The organism is Zobellia galactanivorans (assembly GCF_000973105.1).
GTDB classification, from domain to species: Bacteria; Bacteroidota; Bacteroidia; order Flavobacteriales; family Flavobacteriaceae; genus Zobellia; species Zobellia galactanivorans.
The window spans coordinates 3,713,668-3,728,576 of the sequence record NC_015844.1 but is presented as its reverse complement, the minus strand read 5'-3'; the positions used below and the strand labels follow the sequence as shown (position 1 = coordinate 3,728,576).

Below are 14,909 nucleotides of genomic sequence, written 5' to 3'. Positions count from 1 at the left end.
GAAGGCACTATAGCTTTAATTATTATCCTTTATTCGGTCTTGCTCCTCTTCGGAAGGGTTTCTTTCTGCCTTTTCCTTATTAAAATTAGAACCAAAATTATAGGCCAATTGAAAATATACATTTTGACGGGACCAATCACTTATAATATCGGCATCAATGGTATCATAGTTAATACTACCTATAAATTTACGATTCAGAATCTCTTCAATACCTAAATTTATTTTTAACCTATCATCCATAAACTTTTTGCCGAGGGCAAAACTAAGTCCCGTTAGCCAATCGTGTTCTATTTGCCCTTGAAGTCCCCCAGTGGTATAGTATCCCGTCAATTCTGAATTGATATCCCAAGGCAGGCTATACTCCAAGTTGGTATACCACGTAAAACTCCACTTATCCAAATCGAGTTTTGGGGCCAAACTCTCCGACTCATATTTATTATAGTTTACGATAATTCCGGCATAACCGTCCAAGCCCTCAAGAAAGCCTACAGGGGCAAAACCCCTAAAGCTCCAATTCTCTCTTTTGGCAAGGTTGATTACCGACCTAGAGGTTTGGGCCGTGACATCGTTCTGCGATATTATTTCGAACAAGGCATCGTCTGTATTTTTATATCCTACGCTAAAAAACGGTTGATTGTCATAAGTCAAATTAAATTGGAAACTATTGGTGAATTCAGGTTTTAAATTCGGGTTCCCTTGCTCAAAGGTATAGGGGTCGTAATAATAGACGAATGCATTTAGGGAATTATAAGAAGGCCTTAAAATTCGATAGCTATACGACAGGTTAGCCCCCAGTTTGTCATTGATTTTTCTATCGATACTGGCACTAGGAAATAATTTCGAAATCCTTCTACTTCTCACCTCGTTTAGATTTGTAGATGTCCCCTTCGTATAACTGTTTTCCCACCGTAACCCGCCGGAAAACGACCAATTTTCCCATTTTTTCACCATTTTAGAGTATATGGCCAAGATATCTTCATCCACTAAAAAACCATTACTTTGGTCAGCATCCAAAATGAAATTACCATCAGTGTTCCGGAAAAAGGAACTTAAGTCACTATCAGTGGAAACCCTAGAATATTTAGTTCCGAACATCCAATTGGAACCTTCCCCCAAAGTACGTTTATAGTCTCCCTTATAGGTCAATATTCGATATTTCCCATTCTGAAAATACCGTTGGTCGTCGTATGATATTTCACTCGGCCCGAGCTGATATAAATCATTAACATTGTCGTTAGTATAATCAACATAATCAAAATCTAGAATAAACTTGTTTTGTTCATCTTCGAACTTATAGTACGGGTTTATGTTATAGGTTTTCCTATTACGGTCAAAGCTATTTTCGGTGAGCAAGGTTTCCGATGATGATGCCTCAATAATTTGCGTACTGTTAGATGCAATCCTATCGGAATCGGTATGAATAAACCGTGTTCCAAACCCTATGGTGTGATGCTCATTTATATAATAGTCTAATCCCCCATTGAAGCGATACGTTTTTGGATTGTAGGGTGAAATGGTCGATTGGTCATAAATCTCCCCATTTACCCTTCTAGTAATAAAAAGGTCTTCCCTCCACGCCGATTTTCTATAACCGGCACCTACCTGCCAATTGATCTTGTTCTCGTAACTGGTAATTGAACCACTCACCCCATATTCAGGTCGATTATCATATCCCGAATAAAGTTTCAGGTTTCCATTCGTGCCCAGTCTTACATTTTTTTTGAGGATGATATTGATCAATGGACCTGACCCCTCAGCGTCAAACTCGGCACCAGGTTGTTGCACCAATTCAACCTTTGCGATATTGTCTGCGGGGAGGTCGCGCAACAAGGATGAAATATCCATATACTCGGTCGTCTTGCCATTGATCAAAATGGTCACGCCTTGTTGCCCGCCGTAAGTAATGTTGCCATTGGTAACGATAATCCCCGGCACCTTCTTCATAACATCCTGTAGATTGGAACTCACCATTTCGGATTGCTCCAAATCAACTATTAATTTTTCCGCCGTTTGTCGGATTACCGGGCGATTGCTTGTCACGACTACCTCGTTTAAGGATTGGGCCTGTTCCTCTAGATTAAAGTTCATTTCTACATTTTTGTTTTCCGTCGAAAGCGAGAAATTTTCAGACTTTATTGTCTTGAACCCTAGTACGGAAACTTCCAACAAGTAGGTAGAATCAGGAATCCCTTTAATATAATAATATCCCTTATCATCGCTTACCGCCCCTTTTACCAAAGTATTGGTTGATGCCTCGTATAGTACTACATTGGCGAAGGCAAGGGGATGTCCCGATGTATCAATTATGTTCCCTGACACACTATTCTGGGCCGATAAAATACCGATTTTCAGTACAAAAAAGACGGCCACGCTCTTAAAAATATGCATATAAAATATCGTATAAGAATATCTTCGGACGAAGATATTTCAATCACGCATTCTTGTTTTTACACTAAAGTGTGGTTTTAGCTTCATCAATTCCAATTTCGGCTATTTACGTTCTTGTTTTAAATGTCTTTCGAATAGCCTGCACAACTTTCCCAAAAGCCAAAATTTAAGACGGCCTGTTTTTTTATATCAAATAGGTTTACGCCAACCTTTTCCGAAGGCTTTTTCGTTGATCATCACCTTATTTTAAAGGGAAAAAAGTTATATTTATAGCCATAAATTCGTACACGAATACGACTCTATGACCTACACAAAAGATTTTTTTTCCTTTGAAAATTCAGTTGGTGAAATTCCTAAAGGAAGTCAAGAACAAGCATTAGATTATCTAGAAGCCATAAAAGCCTTCTCAAGGGCCACCTACAAAAGCATATATGTAATTGATTATCAAAAAAGAGGGTTTGAATACGTCTCTGACAACCCGTTGTTCCTTTGTGGCCATACGGCCGATGAAATCAAGGAGATGGGATATGCTTTCTACTTCAAATATGTAATAAAGTCCGATTTGGATTTACTCATTAAAATCAACAAGGTAGGCTTCGAGTTTTATGACAGAATTCCCTTAGAAGAACGCAAAGAACATACCATTTCATATGACTTTCATATAAAAAACCAAGAAGGAAAAATCATACTAATAAATCAAAAATTAACCCCAATGTTTTTGACCGAAAACGGCAAAATATGGAAAGCCGTATGTATCGTATCCTTATCGACCGAACGACAAGCGGGGAATATTAAAATCTATAAAAAGGGAAATCATAAAATTTTCAAGTATAACCTAGATGGCGACTTCTGGAAAGCGGATGAAAAAATAAAGCTCTCATCTCGGGAAAAAGAAATATTGCAATTGTCGATTAGAGGCTTAACTATAAAAGAGATAGCCGAATCAATTTACGTATCGCCCGATACGGTAAAATTTCATAGAAGAAAGTTATTCGACAAATTAGAAGTGACCAACATATCAGAAGCTATCATGTATGCCACCAATAATAAACTCATTTAAGGTTTTGAAATCCTGTTAAATATAAGATTACCTGTGACTTCCTATATTCAAGAATTCAATATGGTCGACAAATAAAATTAAGCCTGTTCTTTCTTTGTCATGATTCTGTCTGAATAAAATTAATACTTATAATCTTTTTTCAGACAGAGTTCAGTTTACAGTCTCCTCTTAAACCAACTTTTCTTATTTACCAATTCACTAGTAATTAACTCACTTCAGTTAATACTTTTACAGGAAAATTAAAAAGATTAGTGTTCCCTAAAAATTTCGAAAACCAACTCTTTGGTCAATGGTCGTCCTTTTGCTTTTTCACGAATAGCATCATAACTAAAACGAAAGTCGCAACCCGTTTTATACTCACTACAACCGTAAGCGGTTTTTCCTTTTATGATAGTGCCTTTGTTACATTTCGGACACCTATTTTCTTCGGAGGTATTCTTTACTTGAATTTTAGGCTTCTTAGGTTCTAACTTTAATTTAAAGCTGTCATCAAATCTAACCAAGCCTTCAACTGAATCATTGTTGACTTTAAAGCCTTTTAAATTTACTGTCGAACCTTTTTGAAACAACCTAACATACTGTTTTTCTGAAATGGTTTTCCCTTGAAATTTAAAAGGAATAACAAAATCGCAAGTCTTATTAAACTCAGAACAGCCATAAGCCGATTTCCCTCTTCGAATGCTTCCTTTTTTACATTTAGGACAAACCTCCGATGTTATATCCGTAGCCTTTTTAATTGCTTTTTTCTTGGAAGCCGCTGCTGGCGGTTTGTTATTTACAGCTGAAATATTAGCCTTTCTAGTTTCACTTCGAACGTCGTAAACCAATTGATCGACCATTTTTTTCATCTGCTTGATAAAACTGCCTGCACTAAAGGTACCTTTCTCAATATCTTTTAATTGCTTTTCCCATTTACCGGTAAGTTCGGCAGACTTCAGCATTTCATTTTGAATGGTGTCGATCAATTGAATACCTGTAACCGTGGGAATCACTTGCTTTTTATTTCGCTTTATATATTTTCTACGAAACAATGTTTCGATGATATTGGCACGTGTTGAAGGCCTACCAATTCCGTTTTCTTTCATTAGCTCACGAAGTTCATCGTCATCGACCTTTTTGCCTGCAGTTTCCATTGCACGTAAGAGTGAAGCTTCTGTATACTGCTTTGGCGGCTTTGTTTGCTTTTCTAAAAATGAAGGCTCGTGTGGACCCTTTTCGCCTTTCTTGAACGTTGGCAATATTCCCGATTCTTTTGATGGTGCATTGGGTGTTTCGAAAACAATACGCCATCCTTTTTCTAAAATCTCTTTTCCGGTGGTTTTAAATTTTACCGTTTCAGCTTTACCTATGACAGTAGTATTCGAAACTTTACAATCTGGATAAAAAACAGCTATAAAACGGCGTACAATTATATCATAAACCTGTTGCTGATTGTACTGCAAGTTTATTTGTTGACCAGTAGGAATAATAGCGTGGTGATCCGTAACCTTACTGTCGTCAAAAACCTTTTTGGTTTTCTTTAATTTTTTACCGTCAAGAGGTTTCGTTAGGGTATCGTACTTCGTAAGTTTCTTGAGTATCTCCGGCACTTTAGGGTATACATCATTAGGCAAAAATGTGGTATCTACCCTTGGGTAGGTCACTACTTTTTGCTCATATAATTTCTGAACAATCTTTAAAGTCTCGTCTGCACTAAATCCAAATTTGGTGTTACAATACACTTGTAAACCTGTCAAATCAAAAAGCTTGGGCGCATATTCATTACCTGCCTTTTTTGAGATAGAAACAATTTCAAAGTCATGTTCTTTTACAATATTGGCAAGTTTTTCGCCATCTTCTACTTTTAAAAAACGACCTTCTTCATAACTGAACAAGGTTTCGCGATATAATGTTTGCAGCTCCCAATAAGGTTGTGGCTTAAAATTCTCTATCTCTTTAAACCGGTCTACCAGCATAGCCAAGGTTGGTGTTTGTACACGCCCAACGGACAATACTTGCTTGTAGCCGCCATGTTTTAAAGTGTATAAGCGGGTAGCATTCATACCCAAAAGCCAATCGCCAATCGCACGAGAAAAACCTGCATAATATAAATTATCGTAATCTGTAGAGGGTTTTAAATTATCGAATCCTTCTTTTATAGCTTCTTTGGTAAGTGAAGAAATCCAAAGTCTTTCAACCTTGCCTTTGTAGTTCGCTTGATTTAATACCCAACGTTGTATCAATTCCCCCTCTTGCCCGGCATCCCCACAGTTTATAACAACATCGGCCTTATCGAATAATTGCTTTATAATCTTAAACTGTTTTTGAATACCAGAATCTTTAGTCACTTTGGTTTCAAAATGTTCGGGTAACATTGGTAGGTTATTTAGATCCCAACTTTTCCAATGAGGTTTATAATCGCTTGGCTCTTTAAGTGTGCAAAGATGTCCGAAAGTATAGGTTACTGCATAGCCATTACCTACGTAGTAACCATCATGTTTGGTATTCGCCCCAAGAACGGAAGCTATTTCTCGCGCAACAGATGGTTTTTCAGCAATACATACTTTCATTTTTTGTGTTGAAAATTAAAAATTTTTAAGTTACGATATATCGTATTGTTGTACCTTATCTTTATCTTTCTTTATTTGAACTGTATGAATCATACAGTCTATTTAGTCTATATTTCTTGATTATATTGTCAATTTCCCTTACCGTAAATGTTTCAACACTGATATATGGTTGGATTAACAACTGCATATAATATACTTAAAATGGAAGTTGAAATTCTATCTCCCATCAATCACATCCTTAAAACCAAATTACTCTCGGTTTTCCCGGCAATACAATAAACGAACATGGGGTAAAAACGCTTTACGTTCCGAATCAACAAAGGGTAAAATTATTTAGGGGAGATGATATGTTGTTTTCGATCAGCTATTTTTTTTAATTAAAACTATCGAGCTTATCCGGAAAAGGGACATACGGGCGCTCCAGAAAAACGCCCTGATTAAAAATAGAATAATCTTAAATAATCGATTATCCTTAAAAAAAGAAATATCTTGCATTATATGGGCATTTTTGACTTTAGAGATCCGAGTAAGAGAAAAAAACAGAGCACTCCTATTTCAGTAGAATGCACAGCCACTGAAATTTTTCTGAATAACACCAGTATTAGCTTTCCTACCAATTACACGGTACTTAAAAACATATTGGGAGAGGCTTCTCGCATAGAACCTATTAAAAACACGAACAACAAGGTGTATTTATGGGATGACTTTGGCATATATTGCTCCACAGCTAATCCAGATAAAATGCTGATGCTACTATTAGTAGAAGATAATAGATATGGATTAGGCCATCAACCCCTGAAAAATTTTGAAGGGAATGTTTCAATAGACGGCAAACCTATGGCCGAAAACATTCAAAACGTAGATATCGATAGACCTTATATGATACGATCCATTATAAAGGAGCAAAAGCAAGTGGCAATTGCCATTGGTTGGAACCCGGGTGTTTAGCACCGACATACTTAAGTGACCAATATCATGTTTATTGAAATTCAAATAGCGAACCTTTGTTGTCAAATGCAATAAACTAGCTATTATGACCATACAAAGACTTCAGGTAGGTATTCTATTTTCACTTATTTTCAATTTTATACCTATATCAGCGCAAACACTGGAAGTTGATGCTGATCTAAGGGCCCGATTTGAATATCGCCACGGATACAACAACCTTTTTCCTACCGATGCCGATCCCGCCGCATTCGTAAACCAACGTACCCGTCTGAATATTGGCTATTCCGCAGAAAAACTAAAACTGTTCATTGCGGTACAAGATGTGAGTACTTGGGGAGACACCCGACAAATTTTAGCGATAGACGGAAACGATTCTTTCTCTTTATTTCAAGCTTGGGCACAATTGCAATTCAATGAAAATTGGTCTACCAAGCTAGGCAGGCAAGTAATTTCTTATGACGACCAACGTATTTTTGGCGGTTTGGATTGGGCCATGCAAGGACGTTTTCATGATGCTGCCATCATAAGCTACAAAAAGGATAATTTTATGCTTGACTTAGGTGGGGCCTTTAGCCAAGAAGCGGCAAGTAATGAAGGGACGGCATATAATATTCAAGGTTTTTTTACTTATAAATCCATGCAGTATGCCTACCTCAAGCAATCTTGGGAGAAAAATTCCGTGAGCTTCCTTTTTCTAAATACGGGGTTTCAAGATTTTACCGGTGATGCCAATGATATTGCAGACGGCGTTTCCTATAGACAGACCACGGGTTCATACTTTAAATTCCCAATACAGAAAGTAAATTTTGCCGGTAGTGCCTATTATCAATTTGGGAAAGCAAATGCTACCACGGACTTAGCAGCTTATCAATTGGCTTTAGAGGCCACTTATACATCTGATAAACTTCTTTACGGTTTGGGTGTTGAACTTTTAAGCGGAACCGACCAAGACGGCGACTCCAAGAACAAATCCTTCTTTCCTCTTTATGGCACCAATCACAAGTTTAATGGATTCATGGATTATTTTTATGTAGGCAACCATGCTAACAATGTCGGACTTAACGATGTATACGGAAAAATTGTTTTTACCACGGGCGAAAAATCGAACCTATTGCTAAAAGGACATTATTTTAGCGCCAATGCAGACCTTTCCGGAGATGCCGATGCTTATTTAGGAACGGAATTAGATTTGGTATATACACAAGCCCTAATGACGAATGTAAAGCTAAATGTAGGCTATTCCCACATGTTTGCTTCGGATAGTATGACGCTTACAAAAGGTGGCAGACCAAGTGACAATACAAACAACTGGGGATGGGTTCAACTAACGATCAATCCAAATCTTTTTAAAACAAATTTGGGCAGGGCCTCAAACTAAGAATACAACTCCTTCAACAGATAGCGCCAATTTCCCCATGATCAAAACAATGTCCTTTCCTACTAAGGGTTCGCCACCCAAAAGCCTTAGTATAGAGACTTCCAAATAAACTCCTTTACAGCGGAGAACGGCATAATAGGGGATTTTGGAGCATGCCGGGTACCAGCTACGCGCCTACGGTACGTTGGACGTAAGCGAGATCTTCAAGTAGGAATGTTTGCCCTGTACAATCGCCTAAGCCCTTGCCGTTTTAAGCGTATTAATACGCTACCATGCCGCTAGCTGTTTACTTTCCATTGAGAAGATTCATCCTCAAATATTTCCTTTCCAAAAACAGGCACATCGGCCTTAATGGCCTCTACCACATATTCCAACGCTTTAAAGACTTCTTTCCGCCTTGGTGATGACACAAAAACAAATAGGCATATCTCTCCCGATTTTACCTCTCCCAAACTATGGTAGATATGCATACAGCTAAGGTTGAATTTTTCAAAAGTAGCCTCCCGTATCTCATGGAATTTCTTATTTGCCATATCCTCATATGCCGTATACTCAATAGCTGCAACTTTTTTATCGTCTACAACATCGGCCCGTACTTGGCCAAGAAAAATATTATGCGCGCCAATACTGGTTTTAGATTGATGTTTGGCAATAGATTCCGCTATAAATGCAGAAGAAATAGCGCCTTGTTTAAATACGTTTTTATAAGTAGTGCCCATTTTCTAATCCTATTTTCTATACTATAACTTGTTGGTGTTAGTGCTATTGACAGAATTGACATTTTGCCGTAGCGATAAACCTGATTCGTTTTTCTTAAATTCCGTTTAGGGTTTCAAACTCTTTGTCCAGAAACTCCCAACACTTTTTGTTGATTTGCTCAAAAGCCGCTATTAGTTTTTTCCCATAGGGTGTAACAACCGTCCCACCTCCTTTTTGCCCACCAACCGATGTAGTTACCACGGCTTCTTTTGCCGATTTGTTAACGGCATCTACTAGCGTCCATGCTTTTTTATAAGACATGCCAATAGACTTTGCCGCTTTTGACAATGAGCCTTGTGTCTCAATTTCCTTTAGTAAACGCACTCTACCCTCACCAAACAAAACATTATCCCCTACTTCAATCCAAATCCTACTTTTTATTTTGTAATCGTTCATAACAAACTGTTATTTGGTGGGTAATAGTAGTGTTTTTACGTTCTGGCCTTTTCTTATTTCCATAGAATTCACAGGTAGGCAAACCAGGGCATTGGCATCTCCAAAAGCACGTACCATAGCAGAGCTCTGTCCTCCTAAAATAGTCACTCCAGCACCTTCTATCCGTGCTTTTAGAAATTGTGCCTGAGTTCCCTTTACCGTATAATCAGATAACAAAGGCAAAGAAATAATTGGAAGGTTCATATGATCCGCGCCTTCATATTTCTTTAAAAGAGGATATACATAGATGTAAAAACAACTAAGCGCAGCTGCAGGGTTTCCGGGGAGCCCAAATATGGATGTTCCTTCCTTTTTACCGAAAAACAGGGGTTTTCCTGGTTTTTGCCTCACCTTATAAAAAATCTCATGTACGCCAATGGCATTAAATGCTTTTCCGACAAAATCGTAATCCCCTACGGATACCCCGCCCGTAACGATAACAACATCGTGTTTTCCCAAAGTATCCCTTAATACATTTTTGGTAGTATCATAGTCGTCCCTAATAGTAACCACAGAAGTATTTTTATAACCTAGTTCGTTTAGTACAGCGGTTAGCATAGCTCCATTCGATTCGTATATCTCACCATAGGATAAGGGCATACCCGGGGCCACTAATTCGTTTCCAGTAACGACAATGGCCACTGATGGTTTTTTAGAAACTGTAATCTTAGTAAGCCCTAAACTCGCTAAAAATCCGATATGAACCCCTTTAATCGTAGTCCCTTTGTTTATGGCAACACCGCCCGCTTTTATCTGTTCCGCTTTGGGTCTGATGTTCATATTCACCTTCGGGGATTCTTCTATGATAATCTTATTACCATCAACGGTTACTCTTTCTTGCATGACTACCGTATTTGCAGAAGTTGGAACGGGTGCTCCCGTAAAGATGCGGACAGCTTCGCCTTTACGTAAAGTGGGATCATTGTTATCACCAGCCTGTACTTCCCCTACCACGGTATATGTAAAATCATCGTACAGGTGCAGTGCATAACCATCCATAGCCGATTGCCTGAATGGCGGCATATCTATTCTTGAAGCAACATCTTTGGCCACAACATAATCTAGGGCATCTTTCAAGTCTACCTCAAAAAATTCGGTATTGAGCGTACCATGTCTCAAAACCAATTCCAACGCCGTAGTAGTATCTATCATTATTTCCGTGCCTTCTTATTTTAATAGATGAAATGATTTTAGATACCAACAAACTTATACAAGCACATCAGCAACAATAAAAACCTTATAATCAACGTAATATCCACTATTCGAATCTCTTCATGAATAATCCTGTATATTACAAGAGAATGAATAACAAGTAATCGTTATTTCCATTCAAATATAGCGATTGCTTTATTATTCACTCTATGACATTTATCATCTTTTCAAGGAAAATACTCCCCTATTTTTGTTAAATTGTAAGACAACTTTGAATGAAAATTCGGAGTTTTCACACCTATATAACCAACACAGTATGCCTATCAAAAGTTATTTAGCACACCCTATTGCAGGACGGAAAGACGAGTTATTGACCGCTTTAAAAGGTTTCGATCAATGTGAGGTACTTCCTGCAGAGAATCAAGATATTTTGGCATTGGTAACGGACACCCTAGACGACAAAGAAGACGAAATTCTAAAAGAAAAAATTGAAGCCCTAAGCAGTCTAAAACTACTGGCTTTAGTTTCTGGTTTTAACACCCCTCAATAATTTATATAGCTATGTACGATTCTCTAAGCAACAGAAGGAATTTTATAAAGAAAATGGCCATGTTGTCGGCTATTACAGCGGCCGCATCGATGTTCCCCGGCATTGTATTTGCCAGTGAGCAAGAGAAAGGAATTCCCGATAATGCCAATCTGGATTGGAAAAAGGGTCCTTGTAGATTCTGTGGCGTAGGTTGTGGAATTCTTGTAGGTACTGAAAATGGAAAGGCCGTAGCTGTAAAGGGTGACCCTAATTCGTCCGTGAACAAAGGATTGTTGTGTGTAAAAGGATACCACCAAATCATGTGTATCCAATCTAAGGACAGACTTGAAACTGCTTTGGTAAAGAAAAATGGCAAATACGTAGAAACCCCATTGAATGAAGCTTTGGACCTTGTTGCTTCAAAAATGAAAGAAAGCATTGCCCAGAACGGTAAGGATTCCGTGGCCATGTATACTTCAGGACAGTCTACAATACCGGAAGGCTATATTGCTTCTAAATTCATGAAAGGGGCTATAGGGACCAATAACCTAGATTGTAATGCACGCCTTTGTATGGCAAGTGCAGTGACAGGATTCTTAACCTCTTTTGGAGCGGATGAACCCATGGGCTGTTATGAAGATATTGATCACGCCGATTACTTTGTTACCTGGGGAAACAATATGGCAGAAATGCACCCGGTACTATTCTCAAGAATGCTGGAACAAAAAGCGAAACGTGGTGCTAAGATTATTGATTTTGCTACGCGAACTACACGTTCTAGTACCGCTTCCGATAAATCAATCTTATTTGAACCCCAAACCGACTTGGCGGTAGCAAATGCCATTTGTTATGAAATCATACAAAACGGATGGGTCAATAAATCCTTTGTTGAGAAGCATTGTAGCTTTAGTAAAGGCCTTACCAATATTGGCTATGGTCTAGAAGACAATTTTCAGTTTACGGATAAGCCGGAGAAAATAGATTTTGAAGCCTATAAAGAATTCCTAAAGGACTATAGTCCAGAAAAAGTAGCTAAATATTCTAAGGTATCCGTTAAGGATATTAAATATCTGGCGGCAATTTACGGAGACCCGAATAAAAAAGTAGTTTCCTACTGGTGTATGGGAATGAACCAACACACTAGAGGAACATGGATTAACAATCTTGTTTACAATATTCATTTACTTACCGGTAAAATATCGCAACCGGGCAACGGACCTTTCTCATTAACAGGTCAGCCTTCTGCCTGTGGTACCGCTCGTGAGGTGGGAACTTTTACGCACAAACTACCACACGGTGTAGTAATGAACGAAAAAGATAGGGAAATGGCCGCTAAAATTTGGAAGGTTCCTGTAGAGCGCATTCCATCTAAGCCTACCTATCATGCCACTGAAATGTTCCGGGCAGTAGACCGCGGAGACATCAATTTTATATGGGTACAAGCGACCAATCCTTTAGTTTCATTACCTAAGACCAGCCGTTACCGTCCAGCCATGGAAAAGAAATCTTGTTTTGTTGTGGTTTCGGATGTATTCCCTACACCTACTACGGATGTAGCAGATGTTATTCTTCCAGCTGCTTGGCATATTGAGAAAGGTGGACTCTATGGTAATTCTGAGCGAAGAACACAGTATTGGCAAAAAATGGTTGATGCACCAGGAGAGGCAACAGCAGATACCTGGATGTTTATTGAAGTAGCAAAACGAATGGGATTTGAAGACCTATTCCCTTATAGCAAAGAAAATCACGTAGAAGAAATATACAACGAATACAGACAATTTCACGAAGGTGCAAAACACGGCATGGCACCACTTGAAGTCCTACAGAAAGAGTCCGGAGCTATCTGGCCTTATGTAGATGGCAAGTCCACCCAATGGCGTTATAATGCACAATATGACCCTGCTTGTTCCAATGGAGAAGACTTTCATTTCTATGGAAAACCAGATGGCAAAGCGGTTATATGGCAACGTCCTTTTGAAGAGGCCCCAGAGAAACCTGATCAAGAATACCCATTCTGGCTAAACACCGGTCGTGTTGTAGAACACTGGCATACAGGGTCCATGACGCGTAGAATTCCCGTACTTCATCAAGCAATGCCAAATGGGTATGTGGAGTTTCACCCAGATGATGCAAAGTCTTTAGGAATTAGAAACGGAGAAAACATTAAAATAACCTCTCGTCGGGGTTCTTGTACACTACCGGCATCCATCAACGAAAGAGGTTTACCTACAAAAGGGCAAGTATTCGTTCCCTTCTTTGATGAGAACATGCTCATTAACGATGTTACCCTAGACTCCTTCTGCCCTATTTCCAAAGAACCGGATTATAAAAAATGTGCGGTAAAAGTTGAAAGAGCCTAGACTATGAAAAAAAGACTTGGAATCATATCGTTTTTTGTAGTGATCTTTATTGCGTTTATCGTGGTATGGAACTACAGCTATGAACAAGGCTTGGAGGAAGCCTACACACCTGTTATTGAAACTCCTACCGGAAACTTTATTCCATCGGAAAGTGGCGCTTTCAGACGATTTGATGATGCAGGTGCAGGTTTGGATTATCTCAATATGCCCGTAGATGAAAACCACCAACGAACGCTAGATACGTATTATGATAATAGAGCCTATCCGGGAGCACCACCAAGTATTCCACACCCCGTAGCAAAAGAGCGCAGCTATGGAGGCAATACCTGTATACAATGTCACCAAAACGGTGGTTTTGTAGCAAAATTTGATGCTTATGCCCCTGTTACGCCACATCCAGAAATGGTTAACTGCAGACAGTGCCACGTTACTAAAAACACCACTAGCGACTTTAAGGAAAACGGATTTGCCAAACCAGAACCACCAAAAGTGGGACTTGGTGCAAATAATGCATTGCTGGGAGGCCCACCAATGATACCGCATCAATTACAAATGAGAGAAAACTGTATTTCTTGTCACGGAGGGCCAAGTGCCCCTAAAGAAATTAGAGTTTCACATCCGGACCGCATAAACTGCAGACAATGCCATTTGCCAAAACATAGTGAACAACCCACCGTTGATGCGAATACATTTCTAAGACAATTCGATAAACTAAATGAAAAATAGAACGCTAATATATTTCGTAGTAGTACTTCTAGGGGTATCCTTATTCTCTTGTAAAGGCGGAGAAGAGTACCATACCATATCCGATAAAATAGAAGGGGAAAGTAAACCCTATCATGGCGCGTTGACCTCCGAAGAACTATTAGCGGATACGGAGTTAATTGAAATCACGGAAGGAGAACATACCTTCCTTATTCCAGAACGAAAAGGACAAATAAAATCATTTGCCTGTACAGAGTGCCATAGCAAACCGGTCTCGCAGATGATTGGTAAAGATGCGCCAAAAGCACACTGGGACATTAAAGTGAATCATGCCAATAGTGATGCCATGAACTGTGCTACCTGCCACAACGGAGAGGACATGAATCAATTGAATACCCTAACGGGAAAAAACATAGATTTCAATTTAAGCTACAAATTATGTGCACAATGCCATTCGAGTCAATTCGAAGATTGGAAAGGCGGCGCCCACGGTAAGAAAGTAGCAGGATGGGCTCCTCCACGAGCGTCTAATACCTGTGTGAATTGTCATAATCCGCACAGTCCCAGTTTTGAAACGAGATGGCCCGTACAATTCAATACAAAAACGGCTATAGAACGTAACGAAGGTTTAGGTCATTAAAAATAA

At 39.0% G+C, this 14,909-nt stretch carries 12 protein-coding genes; 7 read left to right on the top strand and 5 right to left on the bottom strand.

All coding sequences use genetic code 11. The features are described 5' to 3' along the window. Positions 1-15: 15 nt before the first annotated feature. Complete coding sequence (locus ZOBGAL_RS15215) at positions 16-2,388, bottom strand: outer membrane beta-barrel protein (RefSeq protein ID WP_013994553.1); 2,373 nt, start codon at positions 2,386-2,388, stop codon at positions 16-18. 301 nt (positions 2,389-2,689) lie between these two features. On the opposite strand from ZOBGAL_RS15215, the gene ZOBGAL_RS15210 reads away from it, so the two are divergent. Beyond that, positions 2,690-3,448, top strand: a complete 759-nt coding sequence (locus ZOBGAL_RS15210; RefSeq protein WP_013994552.1) for a response regulator transcription factor — start codon at positions 2,690-2,692, stop codon at positions 3,446-3,448. Between the two features lie 248 nt (positions 3,449-3,696). On the opposite strand, the gene ZOBGAL_RS15205 is transcribed toward ZOBGAL_RS15210, so the two are convergent. Further along, complete coding sequence (locus ZOBGAL_RS15205) at positions 3,697-5,997, bottom strand: type IA DNA topoisomerase (RefSeq protein WP_013994551.1); 2,301 nt, start codon at positions 5,995-5,997, stop codon at positions 3,697-3,699. A 498-nt stretch (positions 5,998-6,495) separates the two neighbouring features. Here ZOBGAL_RS15205 and ZOBGAL_RS15200 point away from each other — a divergent pair, with 498 nt between their 5' ends. Then, a complete protein-coding gene (locus tag ZOBGAL_RS15200; RefSeq protein WP_013994550.1) occupies positions 6,496-6,945 on the top strand; it encodes a DUF7738 domain-containing protein in 450 nt (149 codons plus the stop codon). Between the two features lie 85 nt (positions 6,946-7,030). Continuing rightward, positions 7,031-8,323, top strand: coding sequence for an alginate export family protein (locus ZOBGAL_RS15195; protein WP_013994549.1), 1,293 nt, complete (start codon positions 7,031-7,033; stop codon positions 8,321-8,323). Between the two features lie 278 nt (positions 8,324-8,601). Here ZOBGAL_RS15195 and ZOBGAL_RS15190 read toward each other — a convergent pair whose 3' ends face one another. From ZOBGAL_RS15190 to ZOBGAL_RS15180, 3 genes are all read right to left on the bottom strand, one after another. Further along, a complete protein-coding gene (locus ZOBGAL_RS15190) occupies positions 8,602-9,042 on the bottom strand; it encodes a molybdenum cofactor biosynthesis protein MoaE (protein WP_013994548.1) in 441 nt (146 codons plus the stop codon). Positions 9,043-9,136: 94 nt separating this feature from the next. Next, positions 9,137-9,478, bottom strand: a complete 342-nt coding sequence (locus tag ZOBGAL_RS15185) for a winged helix-turn-helix domain-containing protein (protein WP_013994547.1) — start codon at positions 9,476-9,478, stop codon at positions 9,137-9,139. 9 nt (positions 9,479-9,487) lie between these two features. Further along, positions 9,488-10,669: a molybdopterin molybdotransferase MoeA gene (locus ZOBGAL_RS15180; RefSeq protein ID WP_013994546.1), complete on the bottom strand. Its 1,182-nt coding sequence runs from the start codon at positions 10,667-10,669 to the stop codon at positions 9,488-9,490. 316 nt (positions 10,670-10,985) lie between these two features. On the opposite strand from ZOBGAL_RS15180, the gene ZOBGAL_RS15175 reads away from it, so the two are divergent. Genes ZOBGAL_RS15175 through ZOBGAL_RS15160 form a run of 4 tightly spaced genes read left to right on the top strand, consistent with a single transcriptional unit; the run spans position 10,986 to position 14,903 of the window. Further along, positions 10,986-11,219 (top strand): hypothetical protein, encoded by a 234-nt coding sequence (locus tag ZOBGAL_RS15175; protein WP_013994545.1) that lies wholly within the window; start codon positions 10,986-10,988, stop codon positions 11,217-11,219. Positions 11,220-11,230: 11 nt separating this feature from the next. Continuing rightward, positions 11,231-13,558 carry a molybdopterin-dependent oxidoreductase gene (locus tag ZOBGAL_RS15170; protein WP_013994544.1) on the top strand — a complete coding sequence of 776 codons (2,328 nt, stop codon included), beginning with the start codon at positions 11,231-11,233 and terminating at the stop codon, positions 13,556-13,558. A 3-nt stretch (positions 13,559-13,561) separates the two neighbouring features. Continuing rightward, the gene (locus tag ZOBGAL_RS15165; protein ID WP_013994543.1) at positions 13,562-14,284 is read left to right on the top strand and encodes a cytochrome c; all 723 of its coding nucleotides are present in this window, start codon (positions 13,562-13,564) and stop codon (positions 14,282-14,284) included. Beyond that, complete coding sequence (locus ZOBGAL_RS15160; protein ID WP_013994542.1) at positions 14,274-14,903, top strand: cytochrome c; 630 nt, start codon at positions 14,274-14,276, stop codon at positions 14,901-14,903. The genes ZOBGAL_RS15165 and ZOBGAL_RS15160 overlap by 11 nt, the downstream gene beginning before the upstream one ends. Positions 14,904-14,909: the final 6 nt, after the last annotated feature.

Bases quoted from the DNA above. Each gene is read 5' to 3' on its own strand.
- ZOBGAL_RS15190 (WP_013994548.1), bottom strand. From the start codon at position 9,042: ATGGGCACTACTTATAAAAACGTATTTAAACAAGGCGCTATTTCTTCT.
- ZOBGAL_RS15175 (WP_013994545.1), top strand. From the start codon at position 10,986: ATGCCTATCAAAAGTTATTTAGCACACCCTATTGCAGGACGGAAAGAC.
- ZOBGAL_RS15180 (WP_013994546.1), bottom strand. From the start codon at position 10,669: ATGATAGATACTACTACGGCGTTGGAATTGGTTTTGAGACATGGTACG.
- ZOBGAL_RS15165 (WP_013994543.1), top strand. From the start codon at position 13,562: ATGAAAAAAAGACTTGGAATCATATCGTTTTTTGTAGTGATCTTTATT.
- ZOBGAL_RS15210 (WP_013994552.1), top strand. From the start codon at position 2,690: ATGACCTACACAAAAGATTTTTTTTCCTTTGAAAATTCAGTTGGTGAA.
- ZOBGAL_RS15205 (WP_013994551.1), bottom strand. From the start codon at position 5,997: ATGAAAGTATGTATTGCTGAAAAACCATCTGTTGCGCGAGAAATAGCT.
- ZOBGAL_RS15160 (WP_013994542.1), top strand. From the start codon at position 14,274: ATGAAAAATAGAACGCTAATATATTTCGTAGTAGTACTTCTAGGGGTA.
- ZOBGAL_RS15200 (WP_013994550.1), top strand. From the start codon at position 6,496: ATGGGCATTTTTGACTTTAGAGATCCGAGTAAGAGAAAAAAACAGAGC.
- ZOBGAL_RS15170 (WP_013994544.1), top strand. From the start codon at position 11,231: ATGTACGATTCTCTAAGCAACAGAAGGAATTTTATAAAGAAAATGGCC.
- ZOBGAL_RS15185 (WP_013994547.1), bottom strand. From the start codon at position 9,478: ATGAACGATTACAAAATAAAAAGTAGGATTTGGATTGAAGTAGGGGAT.
- ZOBGAL_RS15215 (WP_013994553.1), bottom strand. From the start codon at position 2,388: ATGCATATTTTTAAGAGCGTGGCCGTCTTTTTTGTACTGAAAATCGGT.
- ZOBGAL_RS15195 (WP_013994549.1), top strand. From the start codon at position 7,031: ATGACCATACAAAGACTTCAGGTAGGTATTCTATTTTCACTTATTTTC.